The following is a 14,539-nucleotide window of genomic DNA, read 5'->3' on the forward strand; positions in this document are numbered from 1 at the left end:
CGGCAGGTAGATGCAAGGGGCAGACACAAGCGGCGGGACCCGGGACGCGGGTGCGGCCGGGGCGAGGGGGGCACCGGGGTGGGCAGCACCGGTTCCGCGGCACGCGAGTCCGCACGTCCCGCCACGACCGGCCGGCGCGGAGCCGTCGTGGCGGCGCTGATGCTCTCGATGGCGCTGGCCGCCCTCGACGCCACCATCGTCTCGACCGCCGTCCCGCAGATCGTCGGGGACCTCGGCGGTTTCTCCGTCTTCTCCTGGCTCTTCTCCGGTTACCTGCTGGCCGTGACCGTCACCCTGCCCGTGTACGGCAAGCTCTCCGACACCTTCGGCCGCAAACCGGTCCTGGTAGCGGGCTCGGTGGTCTTCCTCCTCGGGTCCGCGCTGTGCGCGCTGGCCTGGAACATGGGGGCGCTCATCGCCTTCCGCGTCGTGCAGGGCCTGGGCGGCGGCGCGCTCCAGGGCACGGTGCAGACACTCGCCGCCGACCTGTATCCGCTGAAGGACCGTCCCAAGATCCAGGCGAAGCTGTCCACGGTGTGGGCGGTGTCCGCGGTCGCCGGCCCCGGACTCGGCGGGGTGCTCGCCGCGTACGCGGACTGGCGCTGGATCTTCCTGATCAATCTGCCGATCGGCGCGGTCGCGCTGTGGCTGATCGTCCGTCACCTCCACGAACCGGAGCGGGAAGCCACCACGCACGCGCGCGTGGACTGGGCGGGCGCGCTCGCGGTGTTCGCCTGCGGCGGCGTGCTGCTCACGGCTCTCGTGCAGGGCGGGGTGGCGTGGCCATGGCTGTCGGCGCCCTCCCTGGGGCTGTTCGGCGCGGGACTCGCCCTGGCCGGGGTCGTGGTGCTGGTGGAGCGCCGGGCCGCGGAGCCGATCATCCCCGGCTGGGTGTGGCGGCGCCGTACGATCGCCGCGGTCAACCTGGCCCTGGGCGCGCTGGGCCTGCTGATGGTCGCGCCGTCGGTCTTCCTGCCCACCTACGCCCAGTCGGTGCTGGGCCTCGCGCCCGTGGCCGCCGGATTCGTGCTGGCCGTCTGGACGTTGAGCTGGCCGGTGTCGGCGGCGCTGAGCCAGCACGTGTACCGCAGGATCGGCTTCCGCAACACGGCGATGCTGGGCATCGGCACGGCCGCGCTGATCCTGTTCGCGTTCCCCTTCCTGCCGTACCCCGGGCAGGCGTGGCAGCCGACGCTGCTGATGCTGCTGCTCGGCGCCGCGCTGGGTCTGTTCCAACTGCCGCTCATCGTCGGTGTGCAGTCGACGGTGGGCTGGGCGGAGCGGGGTACGACGACCGCGTCCGTGCTGTTCTGCCGTCAGACCGGCCAGACGATCGGCGCGGCGGTGTTCGGCGCGGTCGCCAACGGGGTGCTGGCCGCGCGGCTCGGCGGCGCGGGCGACCTGGACTCGGTGACGCGGGCGCTCGACGCGGGCACCGCGCCGGAGACGACCAGACGGGCGATCGCCGACGCCGTGCACGCGGTCTACCTGGGCGCGGCGGGTGCGGCGGCCCTGGCGTTCCTGGTGCTGCTGTTCCTCGCGCCCCGGAAATTCCCGGTGCTCAAGGACTGATCGTCCGTATCCTCGCGCCCATGGTGACCTTGGAGCCCCTCCGGGCCGGCCACGCGGACGCGCTGCTGGCCTTCGAGCGGGAGAACCGGGCGTACTTCGCGCGCACCGTGCCGGACCGGGGAGACGCCTTCTTCACCCCTGAGGGTTTCGCCGCACGCCTCGGGGCGCTCCTCGACGAACAGCACGCGCGCGTGTGCCGCTTCCACGTGGTCCTCGGGGAGGACGGCGAGGTGATCGGCCGGGTGAACCTGGTGGACCTGGCGGACGGCAGCGCCGAACTCGGCTACCGCGTCGGCGAACGCGCCGCCGGCCGGGGTGTGGCGACGGCGGCCGTCGCGCAGGTGTGCCGGCTGGCCGTCACCGACTACGGCCTGACGTCCCTCACCGCGGTCACGACCCTGGACAATCCCGCATCCCTGAGGGTCCTGGCCCGCAGCGGCTTCACGCGGGTCGGGGACACGACGGTGGACGGCCGGCCGGGAGTGCGCCACGAGCGCCGGCTCGTGTGAGAAAGCCGGGTTAACGCGGGTAACACCCCAGGTCGGCAAGGTAAGCGCATACCGACCGATCAGTTTGCGGAAACCCTCGCGCTCAACCCCTACTCCGCAGTAGCGTGCGTGGCTCCCACCCCCCACCTCCCTGCGGTCCGCCGCACCGGATCCCACCCTCGCAAGGAGCACCGGGATGTCCTACGACCCGCCCCCGTCGCACCCGTACCGACCACCCGGTCCGTCACCGTCCCACGACCCGTACGCGTACACGTACGACACCTACCCCTGGGCACCGCAGGAGGCGCCCGAACCGGCCGGCCGGCGTCCCCAGCGCCATGCCGCGCTCGGGCAGCACAGCGATCTGCGCGTTCTGCGCAGCGCCTACCGCTGGCAGCGGCGCGTGGCCACGCTCACGGCGCTCGGCTACTTCCTTCTGTTCCTCATCCTGTCGGCGTTCGCACCCTCGTTCATGACGAGCACCGTCACCGACGGCCTGCCCACCGGTCTGCTCCTCGCGCTCATCCAGGTCCCCGTGACCTGGCTGGCGATCGCCCTGTACGAGCAGACGGCCCGCCGCCGCGTCGACCCGATCGCGGACCGCATCCGCAGGCATGCCGAGCTGGACGCCAAGCGGGAGGGAGCACGGTGACCACCGAATTCAGCGGCAACGCCCAGGCCATGTCCCTCGTCGGCTTCTCCGCCGTCGCCACGATCACGCTGCTGCTGTGCGTGATGACGGGCCCGGACCGGGACGACCTGGACGAGTTCTACACCGGCTACAGCTCGCTGTCCCCCATGCGCAACGGCCTGGCCATCGCCGGCGACTACATCTCCGCCGCGACCGTGCTGGGCACCGGCGGCGTCATCGCGCTGTTCGGCTACGACGGGATCGTGCTGGCGCTGAGCACGGCCCTGTCGCTGATGCTGCTGATGTTCCTGCTGGCCGAACCACTGCGCAACGCGGGCCGCTTCACCATGGGCGACGCGCTGACCCGCCGGATGCCGGGCCGCGCTGTCCGTATCGCGGCCTGCGCGGTCACCCTGACGGCGCTGCTGCCGCTGATGGTGGTCCAGTTGGCGGGGACCGGACAGCTCATGGCGTTCATCCTCGGCTTCTCCGGCGAGTCACTGCAGACGGGCTGCATCATCGGCGTCGGCGCGCTGATGATCAGCTACGCGGCGATCGGCGGGATGAAGGGCACCGCCCTCATCCAGATCCTGAAGATCGTGATGCTGCTCGGCTCCGGCATGGTGGTCGCGGTCCTGATCCTGCACCGGTTCGACTGGGACCCGGGAGCCCTCTTCGCCGCGGCCGCCCGGAACAGCGGCGTCGGCTCGGCGTTCCTCTCCTCGGGACTGCAGTTCGCGGGCGGCCCCAGCCCCGACCTGGACATGATCACCGCGCAGCTCACGGTGGTCCTCGGCGGCGGCGTCCTCCCACACGTCACCATGCGCATGTACACCGCCTCCAGCGCCCGGCAGGTGCGGCGTTCGATGTCCTGGGCGGTGTCGGGCGTGGCCCTGTTCGTGCTGATCATCACCGTCGTCGGCTTCGGCGCGACCGCGCTGGTCGGGCGGGAACTGATCGCGCAGGTCGACCCGCAGGGCAACACGGCCTATCTGCTGGGGTCACAGGCGGCGTTCGGCGCGGACGTGTCGTCGGCCGAGACGTTCCTGTTCACGACCATCACCACCGCGGTCTTCCTCACGCTGCTCGCCTCCGTCGCCGGCATGATCCTGGCCTGCGCCAACTCCCTCGCCCACGACGTGTTCGCGGCCCGGGTGCAGGAGATGTCGCCGCGCCGCGAGATGACCATGGCGCGACTGTCGGCGGTGGCCGTGGGCATTCCCGCGATCTTCCTGGCCACCCAGGTCCAGCACCGCAGCCTGCAATGGCTGGTCACGCTGTCCTTCTGCCTGGGCGCCTCGGCCATCGCACCCGCCCTGGTCTACAGCCTGTTCTGGCGCCGCTTCACACGAGCGGGCCTGCTCAGCACGCTCATCGGCGGCTCCCTCGCGGTACTGCTGCTGATGCCGGGCACCAACCTGGTGTCCGGCTCGCCCGTCTCGGCCTTTCCCGAAGCCGACTTCAACTGGTTCCCGTTCACCACCACGGGCCTGCTCTCCATCCCCCTCGGCTTCGCCTGCGGCTGGCTCGGCACGATGGCCTCCGGCCGCCGCAAGTCGGAGGAACAACGCCACCAGTACGAGGCGGTGGAGGGCTGGATCCTGGCGGGCGCGGCCCGCAGGGACCACTGACGCGAACGGCACGGCGGCCGGTGACGGCTTGCCGTGCCGCCGGGCGGGCTGACCGGGTGCGGGGGACGACGGGTCAGGCCAGGCCCGCCGACGGCTGGGGCCGGCCGGCGGCCAGGCCGACCGGGACAGGGCTCGGCCAGGCGCCCCTCCGCGGCGCGGCTCGACCACAGTGCGGGCGCGCCCTGCGCCGACGCCCGGAACGGCAGCCGGGGCCCGCCACGGGAGGACACGAACGGCCGAGCCCGCCACCGGGCGGGGGACGCTGGGCGTAGAGACGCCGGGCATCGACCGGCGCACGCACGCACAGCCGGCAAGAGCCACACGACCGTGGCCACCACGCCAGGCGCGGACCCACCGGGCGTGCGTGCGCCCGCGCACTCGCATTCGCACAGCCGCTCGGAGACGCACGGCCGGGACCCGCCACCCATGGACGCACCCGGCAGGCCGGCGCCCCCGCCAACGCACCCGGCAGGCCGGCGTCCCCGCCCGGCCGAGACGGCGTCCGTCTCGTCATCCACCCCGGGCAGCACCCGCCGACGCGATGTCACTCCGCCGCCACCCGCCCCGCCCAGTCCGTCAGGCCGGCGTGGACGCGGTCGATGTGGGCCCGGGCCTCGTCCCAGCGCTCGGCGTGGTCGCGCAGGAGCCGGGCCGTCTCCGCCTCCACCGCCTCGGCGTGTCCGCGGGCCCGGGCGACCAGCTCCGCCGCCTGGGCGTGGGCCTCTTCCTCCAGGTCGCGGGCCAAGTCCTCCGCATCGGCGAAGGCCTGCTCGGCGTCGGACAGCACTTCCTCGGCACGCGTGCGCGCCTTCGTGTGGCTCGCCTCCAGGACCGCCGCCCGGCCGGCCTCTTCCCGTTCGGTCTCCGCCCACCGCTCGGCGCGTTCCTTGTCCTGCTCGGCCAGCATCCCGGAGGTCCGCTGCCTCATCTCCCGCAACGCGGCCACGGCCTCGCCCCGCTGTTCCCGCGCCTCACGCCGGGCCACGTCCAGGATCTCGTCGGCCTCGACGCGGGCCGCCAGCAGCCGCTGCCGGGCACGTTCATCGGCGTCGGCGCGCACGGCGTCGGCGTGCGCCTGCGCGGCCTCACGCAGGCCGGTCGCGGACGCCCGCGCCCCGTCCACGCACTGCCGCGCCTCCCACCGCGCCCCTTCCCTCACGGCCGCGGCCTCCTGCTCGCCGAGTTCGAAGAGCCGCCGCGCCCGCTCCCCGAGCGTCTCGTAGGTCTGGGGGGCCAGCCGCGCCACGGCCTCGCGGAGCAGCGCCAGTTCCTCGCCCATCCGCCGGGCGAGCACCGTCAGCCGGGCAGCTCTCTCCCAGGCCGCGTCCCGGTCAGCGGAGAGGGCTTCGGCGTACGCGTCGACCTGCTCGGGACGGTAGCCGCGCCCCCGCACGGCCGTGAAGCCGTGCGGTGACACCGTCGCGCTGCTCATCCGGACCCCTCTCCACCACACCGACGTGAAGTCACGCCAAAAATGGGATGATTCAGCTCACATTTTGGTGGATCAGACGGAAGTGTTCATAACCCGACACTCCGCTCAGAGGTCACGGGACCACGGCCGGGCCGTACCGCGGTCAGCCCCAGGTGGTGCCCGCGGGCTCCTGGATGGTCGTGTTGATGCGGTTGAACATGTTGGTGACCGAGACGGTGAGGATCAGCGCGGAGAGTCCCTTCTCGTCGAAGTGGTCGGCCACCTCGTCCCACAGCGCGTCCGGCACCGACTCCCCGGAGAGGTCGGAAAGCCGCGTCATCGCCTCCGTCAGCTTCAGCGCGGCGCGCTCGGCGTCCGAGAAGTAGGGCGCGTGCCGCCAGGCGGCGACGGCCGCGATGCGCTCCTCGCTCACGCCGGCCTTGCGGAGGTTGGCGACGTGCCCGTGCGCACAGGCCCCGCAGCCGTTGATCTGGCTGGCGCGCAGCCCGACGATCTCCGCGACGTCCTGCGCCAGGCCGCCCTCCCCGATCGCCTGGAAGAGGGTGCCGATGCCCTTCATCGCGCCGGAAAGGACATACGCCGGGTTCGTCATCCGTGCCTGCATGCTCTCTGCCTCCTGTGTGGGCGTGCGCCACTGTCACTGTCATTGCACTGACGGAGCGACGGCAGAAGGTGTGACAGCCCGGCACGGACTTCTTCTCCGGCCCGGGCACGAAGAAGCCGGGCCCGGTCGTACGAGCGACCGGACCCGGCTCCTTGCGGCACCTCAACGGCGAGGCGTCACAGCAGTCCGTCCCACATCTGCTCCAGCAGCACCGACCACCAGCTCTCCGGCGACCCGAGCGCCGCCGGGTCGAGCGCGGCCAACTGGGCCTGGAAATCGACGGTCCAGCGGCCCGCCTGCTCCTGGTTCAGCCCGAACCGCAGCCGCCACATCCGCCCGAGCAGCGCCAGGCAGCGCGCGAACTCCGGCAGCCCGGTGTTCACGAACTGCGGCGGTACGGGCGCCCCGCCCGGCCCGGCCTCCACCGGCACGGCGACGATGTTCGCCGTGCCGTACTGCACGCAGATCGCCTTGCCGAAGTCGCTGCCCATCACCAGATAGGAACCCGCGTCCGCTGCGGGCCGCACACCACGCTCGGCCGCCAGCTCCGCCAGCGTCGGAACGGGCCGGCCCGGCTGTGCCTGCGCCCAGAAGAACGGGCCCATGTCCAGGGGCAGTCCGGCCGCCACCAGTGTGTGCGCCACCAACGGCGGCACACCCTGCCGCGACACCGCGGCCTGCTCGAACCGGAACACCCCCGGCCCGAAAGCGGCGCCCAGCTCCTGCCCGATGGCCTCCGGCGGGATCGGCGGCGCCGCCTGCACCGGCGGCAGCGGAGCGCGCACCGGAGCCGGACGCGCCGGACCGTCCGCCACCTGATGCAACTCGCCCTGATGGGCCAGCAGTTGCTGCATGCCCTGCTGCCGGCTCGCGTGGTCCGTCCCGTACGGCGCGATGGACGTGATGCGCGCCTGCGGCCACTGCTCCCGGATCATCCGCGCGCAGTACGCACCGGGCAGTTCACACGACTCCAGCTCGGTGTGCAGCTCCAGCACCTGATCCGGGGGCACGTTCATGGCCCGCAGCTCGTGGAAGATCTGCCACTCCGGGTGCGGCGTGCCCGGCGCCGAACGCCGGATCAGCTGCTGCTCGGAACCGTCCTGCGCGCGGTAGCGCAGCACGGCCTGGTAGCCGGGGCCGACGGTCGGCTGTCGGGTGGGCTGCTGCGGATAGCCGTACGCGGGCGGCTGCCCGGGAACGGGCTGACCGGGCGGCGGCATCGCACCCGGCGGCATCGCGCCGGGCGGCATCGCACCCGGCACCACGCCGTGCGGCACGGGTGCGCCGGGCATGCCCGGGGCGCCCGGCGCGGCGGGAGGTGCGCCGGGGGCCTGCGGAGGCGGAGGCACACCGGGACCGCCCGCCGGGGGCGCGGCCAGCATGGTCTCCGCGTGATGCACCGGGCCCGGCCCGCCGGGCGCGCCGGGAGCGCCGGGCGGGCGCGGCGCACCGGGCGGGCCGGGCGGCTGCGGCGCGCCCGGCGCTCCCGGAGGCCCCGGCGGCCGCGACGCTCCCGGGCCCATCCGGCCGGGATCGGCGAACATCGTCGCGGCATGGTGGACACCGCCCGGGGGCGTGCCACCAGGGGCGCCCGGAGGTTGCGGCGCACCGGGCGGGCCGGGCGGCTGCGGCGCGCCCGGCGCTTCCGGAGGCCCCGGCGGCCGCGAGGGCTGAAACGCACCCGGACCCTGCGAAGCCCCGGCCCCCGCAGAACCACCGGGACCACCGGCACCGGAACCGCCAGGACCGCCAGGCCCCTCGGAACCCGGCCCTCCCGGGCCGCCCAGCCCTTCGGGACCGAGCGCCGACACGAACTGCGTGGGTACGTAACCACCCGCCGGAGTCCCCGGCCCCCCGGGCCCCGACGACGGCGGCGCGCTGCCCGGGCGCGCACCAGGAGCACCCGGAGCGCCCGGCGGGGGCGGTGGGGGCGGCGTCGTCGGACCCGCGGCGCGCCCACGGCCCGGCGGCGGAGCCGCCTTGCTGGTCGCGGCGTCGGCGATGTCCCCGGCGTGGGGCGCGAGCGGCCGCTCCGGCGCACCCGGCGCGGACGGTGACTGCGGCGCACCACCTCCAGGACCGGCGGCCCCGCCGCCCGCCCCCTGCGGATACCCGTACGTCGCCCCACCCGGCCCGGGCGGAGGCGTACTCGACCGCGAACCCCGCGGGCTCTGCGGAGAGCCGTAGGGCTGCCCGCCCGGCACCGGTGGCGTGCCGCCCTGCGGCACCCCACCGGGCGGCGTCCCCGGCACGCCGGGCGCGGTGGCCGGGCCCGAAGGGAAGCCGTAGCCCGGACCACCCACAGCGCCGGACCCGGGGGCATGCGGACCGGAACCAGAGGCGTGCGGATCGTCCACCGCCGGCGTCACCGCCGTCCGCGGAAGCCGGCTGCCGCCGGACATCAGGGCCGTCTTGGCATCGGGCGCGGTCGACGGCGGCGGTGTGTCGTCGGCCTCGCTCAGCGGCGGCGCGAAGACCGTCGCGGGCAGCGGCACGGACCGGTCGTCACCGGCATCGCCGTTGGTGTCCGTACCGGCCCAGGGCGTCGCCCCGGCGGGCACACCCGGCGCGGCCGAAGCACCCGGCCCGGCGACCGAGCCGTCGTCCGCCCCAGGGTCACTCCCCCCGGCGGCCGGCCACGCCGCACCACTGTCCGGCGCGACCGGCGCTCCCTGCGCGGGAGGCGCCGCACCCCCGGCCGAGGCACCGGAAACGGAACCGGAAGCCGCCCCCTCACCAGCAGCACCCGAACTCGCTTCACCGGCAGCCGCCGACGCGGCACCGGCCCCCGCACCACGCCGATCCGGAATCCCCAGCTTGTCCGCCGCATCCTGCAACCACTCCGGCGGAGTCAGCAGGAACGACGTCTGATTCAGATCCACCCGCGCGGCAGGCGCCGGGGCAGCCGGCTCATCCACCCCGTCCGCACGGCCGTACTCCTCCTCGTACCGGCGGATCACCTCACCCACCGGCAGCCCGGGCCACAGCGTCGCCTCACCGCTGTCCCGCGCGATCACCAGCCGCTGCGCACCGCCGTCCGACCGCGGCCCGTCCGACCGGTCCTCGGCCCACACCACGAACCCGAGGCCGAACTCCCGCACCCGCACCTCACGATGCTGGTACGACGGCAGATCCCCGTTGATCCACTCTTCCGCGCGCTCCTGCGCCTGCGCGAAGGTCACCATCGCTGACGTCACTCCCCCACAGCCGAGGACGACACCGCGCCCACCGGCACCACACGCGCGAACCCGCCGTCCACCATCAGATTCGCCACCGTCTCCAACTCCGGCGGATGGCCCGCCAGCCGCGACAGGAACACGTCGAAGTCGTCCCCGCACGGCAGCAACAACCGCTCCACCCGCTCCGCCGGCGGCACCGAGGGATCCACGTCCCGCGCGTCGTCGTACGCGCAGAACCACACCGAACCGATCCGCTCACCCTTCACCTTCACGGCGAGCAATCCGCCCTGGACGAAGGAGATCCCCAGATAGTCCTTGGTCAGATGGTCACGCAGACACTTGTTGACATACACCAGGTCATTGACCGCCGCCTCGTCGCGCACCGTGAAGAACGGCTGGTCCACCAGCAGCCCCAGCTCCGCGTCCAGCGCGGCACCCACCGGCGCACAGCCGCCCGCCGCCTTCAGGAACGACCGGTACGCGCCCGGCAGCCGGTAGCCGAGGTCCTCCTCGACCCCCTGCACCTGCGACTCGGTCACCGCGACACCCGACTTCGGCAGCCCGAAGTGCGCCGGACGCGTCTCCTGCAACGGCCGCGTGCCCCGCTTGGCATGATCGACGCCCGATGTGGCCACGCCCCCGTGATGCCGCAGCAGCGCCTTCACCTCGACCGGAACCAGCTCCAGCCGCCGCGTCCCCACCACGTGGTGCCACGTCCAGCCGTGCGGCGTGGCCACCGCCGGCACCGTGTCCCACAACTCATGCCCGGACGCCGACAGCGCCGTGTTCGCCGACACGTAGTCCGTCAGCCGCAACTCGTCGACGCCGAAGCCCTCCGGCGGCTCCGCGATCTCCGCGGCCGCACGCGCGTAAGCCGAGAAGTCGGGATAACCATGCTCGTCGACCCGTACCCCTCTCGGGTGACGGGCCGCCCGGACCGGATCCGGGAAATGCACGACCTGCCCGGCGTAGGCCGCGTTCGGCGGCGCGGCTTGCTGCCCGAGCCGACCTGTCGTCATGGCGGTTGCCCCCTGCGGCACTCTGTACGACCCGTATCCACCACCTCTGGCGCACTACGGCCCGTATCGACTGTCACGTCATCTGTCTCGACTTCACTGCACGTCACCGCAGGCACCGACCCTCACGGATCCCCCGCCGGTTCACGGCATCGATCTCCGAACGGATCACCGCATCGCCCGCGGTGCCGACAGCCTATGCGGTGCGACGACACCGGTCACCGGCACCGGCCGGCACCCCCTCCGCCTCCGTGACCGGCCGTCACCCCACCGTGACGGCACACCACGCTCCGGGCGTGTCGCAGCGCCCCAGCTTCCGCACCAGCCGCGGAATTTGGCAGTCTGTGACCTCCGGGGGGATGCACGGAGGGGAAGACGATCATGAACGCGACGCAGACGGGGCCACACACCGGCAGGTCCGCCGACCCACGAAACGGCGACCCACGAGCCCGCACCCACGCCACCGGCCCCATGGCCGGCGACCCGCGAGACGGCGCCCCCCGAGCCGGCGACCCCCGCATCGGCTGGAGCTCCGCCGAAGCCGCCCACGCCCCCGTCCTCCGCCACCGCCGCGACGGCATCCTCCCCACCGTCGCCGCCGCACTCTCCGTCCGCGGCGCCACCCTCACCGGCACCGCCGCCCGCGGCGACACACCCCCCGCCCTGCACCCCCTCGTCCAGGACTTCCTGGACACCCTCACCAGCGCCCAGCGCGACCGCTTCACCGGCCGCTGCGCCGAAACCATCCTCATCTCCCGCCACATCGCCGCCGCCGACACCGCCCGCAGCAAACGCGCCGCGCGCAAAGCCATGACCAACGGCGAGGCACGCAAAGCCCTCAAGCAGGCCAAACTCACCGCCCGACGCATCCGCGAGGACGGCGACCCCCTCCACGGCAGCTTCGCCACCCCCTGCCGCGCCTGCACCGCGCTCAGCGCCCACTTCGGCGTGCGCATAGTCGACCCGGCGTCCCGGAACAACTGACGCCCCCCACCCCCACCCCCCGCACCACCCTCGCGCCACCGGACACCCCGGCGCGCCCCTCACGCCACCCCGAAAACCTCGACGAGACGAAGGGCAGATGCACACCGACCGCACCTCCTCCCCCAAGCCCTCAACTCCCTTCGGGCACGGGGGATCCCCATCCCGCTTCGCCGCGCCCGTCGACGCCGCCCTGCGCGCCGCCGGCTGGCAACCCGGACGCTGGGACATCAAACAAGCCGAGATCTGGGCCGACGCCCTGCGCGACCACGCCTCCCCCGCCGGCCACCGCCACACCGTCTTCCCCGCCGCCGTCGAAGCCTGGGCAGAATTCGGCGGACTCCACATCACCCCCACCGGCCCCGGCCGCCAGGTCGCCCCCGCCACCCTCCACCTCGACCCGCTGCACGGCCTCCACATGGCCCGCACCCTCGGCGACCTCGGCCGCGCCCTCGGCACCGACGTCTGCCCCCTCGGCGCCGAAACCGACAGCCAGGCCCTCCTCGCCATCGACACCGACGGCCGCGTCTACACCCTCGACCACACCGGCGACTGGTACCTCGGCCCCGACATCGACCAGGCCCTCGCCACCCTCATCACCGGCACCGACCCCGTACGCCTCACCACGGGCTGACCACGCGACCCGCCCCGAACGGGCTACGACGCCGGAATCACCGCCGACACCCGAAATCCCCCCGCATCCGTCGGCCCGGACACGAACACCCCACCCAGCGCCGACACCCGCTCCTTCATCCCCACCAGCCCGTTCCCCCCGGACGGCAACCGCGCCGACGACGCCGCCTCCTCAGGCGGCTCGTTCTCCACCTGCATCGCGACCTCCGACACCCGATGCGCCAACCGCACATACGTCTTCGCCCCGGCCGCGTGCTTGTGGACGTTCGTCAACGCCTCCTGCACCACCCGATACGCCGTCTGCTCCACCACAGGCGCGTACGACCGGACATCCCCCTCCACCGAGAACGCCACCACCATTCCCGCGGCAGCCGACTGCCCCACCAACTCCTCGATCTCCGCCAGCGACGGCCCCTCGTCATCCGCCGCCCGCGTAGCCGCCGCGGCCGCGGCCACCCCCACCGCCACCAACGGCACCGCCGCCGCACGCTCACGCCGCACATCGTCCCCACCGCTGCGCAGCACCCCGAGCATCTCCCGCAACTCCGTCAGCGCCTGCCGCCCCATGTCCCCCACCAGCGCGGCATTCCTGACCGCCTTCTCCGGATCCTTCCGCGCCACCGCCTGCAACGCCGCGGCGTGCACCACCATCAGACTCACCCGATGCGCGACGACATCGTGCATCTCCCGCGCGATCCGCGTCCGCTCCTCGTTCCGGGCCCACTCGGCCCGCTCCTCCGCCCGCTCAGCGAGCAACTGAAGCTCCCGCTCCAGACTGTCCGCCCGCTCCCGCAGGCTCTCCATCAAGCGCCGCCGCGCCCCCACGTACAGACCCAGCAGCACCGGAGGCGCGGTGAATCCCAACGACATCGTGATCGCCGCGAAGGGCACGAACCAGTCCCCTATGTCCAAGTCCCCCCGCGACATGTCCTGCCGCGTCTTCACGAACGTCACGATCATCGTCCCGACCAGCGACATCCCCGCCAGCGAGGCGATGATCCGCCGGGGCAGCTCGGCCGCGGCCAGCGTGTACAGGCCGACGACCCCCATCAGGAAACCCATCTCGGCCGGCGTGATGGCGATCGACACCAGCACGACCGCGATCGGCCACCGCCGCCGCACGAGCAGCACGGAACCGGCCAGCGCCCCGAAGACGACCCCCGCCGCCACCGGGATCCCGGCGTCCTTCGCGAACGGCATCCCCTCCAGCGCGCACTCCAGCGCGGACGCCACCGCCAGGCTCCCGTCGAACACGGCACTACGCCGCCTGGCCCACCACCACGGCCCTCCCCGGGCCGCCACATGGTCTTCCCCCGTCGCGGTCATGCCTCCCAGCCTACGGGCGGCCACCGCCGGTTTTCCGGTGAGTTTCCCGGACTGGCCTACACCACACTGGGTGACCGTTCGGCTGCGAAACCACCCGATATCCCTCGAACTGCTGAATCGCTCACCGTTCGACTCCGGAGCCCGCCATTCCGCCTCGACGGTATGCGTATGACACATGCACCTGGCAAGTACGCGGACTTCGAGGGACTGCGCGAGAAGGCGGTGGAGCTGCGGCGCGCAGGGCTCAGCCGCCGCCAGATCCGCGACCGTCTCCACGTCGACAACAACGACATCCTCAACCGCCTGCTGGAGGGCGAGCCGCCGCCGGCCTGGACGAAGCGCCCGAACGCGAAGGACGACCTGAGAGAGAAGGCGAGGGAGCTTCGGCTCCAGGGCTGGACGTACGACCGGATCCAGGTGGAGCTGGGCTGCTCGAAGAGTTCGATCTCGCTGTGGGTGCGGGACTTGCCGAAGCCCGAGCGCAAGCGCTCAACCGAGGAAGCGTCGGCAATCGCGAGGCGAGGCTGGGACGTCACACTGCGACGGCGCGAGGAGGAACGACAGCACACGAAGGCGGTCGCCCAGCAAGCGGTCGGCGACCTGACCGACCGGGAAGTGTTCCTGGCAGGAGTGGTCCTCTACTGGGCAGAGGGCGCCAAGGACAAGTCGTACAGCCGCCGCGAGAGGCTGCATTTCATCAACAGCGACCCGAACGTCATCAGCTTCTTTCTACGCTGGCTGGACGCACTTGGCGTGGAACGCGAGCGCCTGCGCTTTCGAGTGAGCATCCACGAGTCGGCCAATGTGCAGGAGGCCGAAGAGTTCTGGGCTGGACTTGCCGGCGTGGCACCCGCCTCGTTCCAGAAGGCCACCCTCAAGAAGCACAACCCGAAGACAAGCCGCAAGAACACCTCGGAGGCATACCGCGGCTGCCTGATCATCTATGTACTCAAGAGCGCCGACCTGTACCGTCGCATGGAAGGCGCCTGGTACGGCATAGTAGGAGGCGCCGCTCGACGACCTGACTGAATGTCCGGTTTAATCGA

The 14,539-nt window shown here is 72.9% G+C and carries 12 protein-coding genes; 7 read left to right on the forward strand and 5 right to left on the reverse strand.

The annotated features are described in order from the left end of the window. Positions 1-78 precede the first annotated feature (78 nt). The 4 genes from ABTX62_RS19320 to ABTX62_RS19335 all read left to right on the forward strand — a co-directional run bounded on the left by ABTX62_RS19320 (position 79) and on the right by ABTX62_RS19335 (position 4,322). Complete coding sequence (locus tag ABTX62_RS19320) at positions 79-1,572, forward strand: MFS transporter (RefSeq protein WP_352117284.1); 1,494 nt, start codon at positions 79-81, stop codon at positions 1,570-1,572. A gap of 20 nt (positions 1,573-1,592) precedes the next feature. Beyond that, positions 1,593-2,081: a GNAT family N-acetyltransferase gene (locus tag ABTX62_RS19325; protein ID WP_352117285.1), complete on the forward strand. Its 489-nt coding sequence runs from the start codon at positions 1,593-1,595 to the stop codon at positions 2,079-2,081. A gap of 175 nt (positions 2,082-2,256) precedes the next feature. Continuing rightward, positions 2,257-2,712, forward strand: coding sequence for a DUF485 domain-containing protein (locus ABTX62_RS19330; RefSeq protein ID WP_352117286.1), 456 nt, complete (start codon positions 2,257-2,259; stop codon positions 2,710-2,712). Then, positions 2,709-4,322: a sodium/solute symporter gene (locus ABTX62_RS19335; protein WP_352117287.1), complete on the forward strand. Its 1,614-nt coding sequence runs from the start codon at positions 2,709-2,711 to the stop codon at positions 4,320-4,322. The genes ABTX62_RS19330 and ABTX62_RS19335 overlap by 4 nt, the downstream gene beginning before the upstream one ends. 544 nt (positions 4,323-4,866) lie before the next feature. Here the strand turns inward: ABTX62_RS19335 and ABTX62_RS19340 are convergent. The 4 genes from ABTX62_RS19340 to ABTX62_RS19355 all read right to left on the reverse strand — a co-directional run bounded on the left by ABTX62_RS19340 (position 4,867) and on the right by ABTX62_RS19355 (position 10,556). Continuing rightward, entirely contained in the window at positions 4,867-5,754 is an 888-nt protein-coding gene (locus tag ABTX62_RS19340; RefSeq protein WP_352117288.1) for a cellulose-binding protein, read from the reverse strand. 142 nt (positions 5,755-5,896) lie between these two features. Next, positions 5,897-6,358 carry a carboxymuconolactone decarboxylase family protein gene (locus ABTX62_RS19345; RefSeq protein ID WP_352117289.1) on the reverse strand — a complete coding sequence of 154 codons (462 nt, stop codon included), beginning with the start codon at positions 6,356-6,358 and terminating at the stop codon, positions 5,897-5,899. A gap of 176 nt (positions 6,359-6,534) precedes the next feature. Then, positions 6,535-9,543, reverse strand: coding sequence for an SUKH-4 family immunity protein (locus tag ABTX62_RS19350; protein ID WP_352117290.1), 3,009 nt, complete (start codon positions 9,541-9,543; stop codon positions 6,535-6,537). A gap of 8 nt (positions 9,544-9,551) precedes the next feature. Further along, positions 9,552-10,556: an SMI1/KNR4 family protein gene (locus ABTX62_RS19355; RefSeq protein WP_352117291.1), complete on the reverse strand. Its 1,005-nt coding sequence runs from the start codon at positions 10,554-10,556 to the stop codon at positions 9,552-9,554. Positions 10,557-10,934: 378 nt separating this feature from the next. Between ABTX62_RS19355 and ABTX62_RS19360 the strand changes: the two genes are divergently transcribed. Beyond that, positions 10,935-11,537 (forward strand): YwqJ-related putative deaminase, encoded by a 603-nt coding sequence (locus ABTX62_RS19360; protein ID WP_352117292.1) that lies wholly within the window; start codon positions 10,935-10,937, stop codon positions 11,535-11,537. 97 nt (positions 11,538-11,634) lie between these two features. Then, positions 11,635-12,168 (forward strand): SUKH-3 domain-containing protein, encoded by a 534-nt coding sequence (locus ABTX62_RS19365; protein WP_352117293.1) that lies wholly within the window; start codon positions 11,635-11,637, stop codon positions 12,166-12,168. Positions 12,169-12,191: 23 nt separating this feature from the next. Here the strand turns inward: ABTX62_RS19365 and ABTX62_RS19370 are convergent, their stop codons facing one another. Beyond that, the gene (locus ABTX62_RS19370) at positions 12,192-13,493 is read right to left on the reverse strand and encodes a sensor histidine kinase (protein WP_352117294.1); all 1,302 of its coding nucleotides are present in this window, start codon (positions 13,491-13,493) and stop codon (positions 12,192-12,194) included. 168 nt (positions 13,494-13,661) lie between these two features. Here ABTX62_RS19370 and ABTX62_RS19375 point away from each other — a divergent pair, with 168 nt between their 5' ends. Further along, positions 13,662-14,522, forward strand: coding sequence for a hypothetical protein (locus tag ABTX62_RS19375; protein ID WP_352117327.1), 861 nt, complete (start codon positions 13,662-13,664; stop codon positions 14,520-14,522). The last annotated feature ends 17 nt before the right edge of the window (positions 14,523-14,539 follow it).

The sequence above is a fragment of the Streptomyces sp. NPDC096046 genome, assembly GCF_040303285.1.
In the GTDB taxonomy this organism is placed as follows: domain Bacteria; phylum Actinomycetota; class Actinomycetes; order Streptomycetales; family Streptomycetaceae; genus Streptomyces.

What these genes read in the sequence shown, in the direction of transcription:
- ABTX62_RS19325 (WP_352117285.1), top strand. Translation starts at nt 1,593, where the DNA reads ATGGTGACCTTGGAGCCCCTCCGGGCCGGCCACGCGGACGCGCTGCTG.
- ABTX62_RS19330 (WP_352117286.1), top strand. Translation starts at nt 2,257, where the DNA reads ATGTCCTACGACCCGCCCCCGTCGCACCCGTACCGACCACCCGGTCCG.
- ABTX62_RS19340 (WP_352117288.1), bottom strand. Translation starts at nt 5,754, where the DNA reads ATGAGCAGCGCGACGGTGTCACCGCACGGCTTCACGGCCGTGCGGGGG.
- ABTX62_RS19345 (WP_352117289.1), bottom strand. Translation starts at nt 6,358, where the DNA reads ATGCAGGCACGGATGACGAACCCGGCGTATGTCCTTTCCGGCGCGATG.
- ABTX62_RS19350 (WP_352117290.1), bottom strand. Translation starts at nt 9,543, where the DNA reads ATGGTGACCTTCGCGCAGGCGCAGGAGCGCGCGGAAGAGTGGATCAAC.
- ABTX62_RS19355 (WP_352117291.1), bottom strand. Translation starts at nt 10,556, where the DNA reads ATGACGACAGGTCGGCTCGGGCAGCAAGCCGCGCCGCCGAACGCGGCC.
- ABTX62_RS19360 (WP_352117292.1), top strand. Translation starts at nt 10,935, where the DNA reads ATGAACGCGACGCAGACGGGGCCACACACCGGCAGGTCCGCCGACCCA.
- ABTX62_RS19365 (WP_352117293.1), top strand. Translation starts at nt 11,635, where the DNA reads ATGCACACCGACCGCACCTCCTCCCCCAAGCCCTCAACTCCCTTCGGG.
- ABTX62_RS19370 (WP_352117294.1), bottom strand. Translation starts at nt 13,493, where the DNA reads ATGACCGCGACGGGGGAAGACCATGTGGCGGCCCGGGGAGGGCCGTGG.
- ABTX62_RS19375 (WP_352117327.1), top strand. Translation starts at nt 13,662, where the DNA reads ATGACACATGCACCTGGCAAGTACGCGGACTTCGAGGGACTGCGCGAG.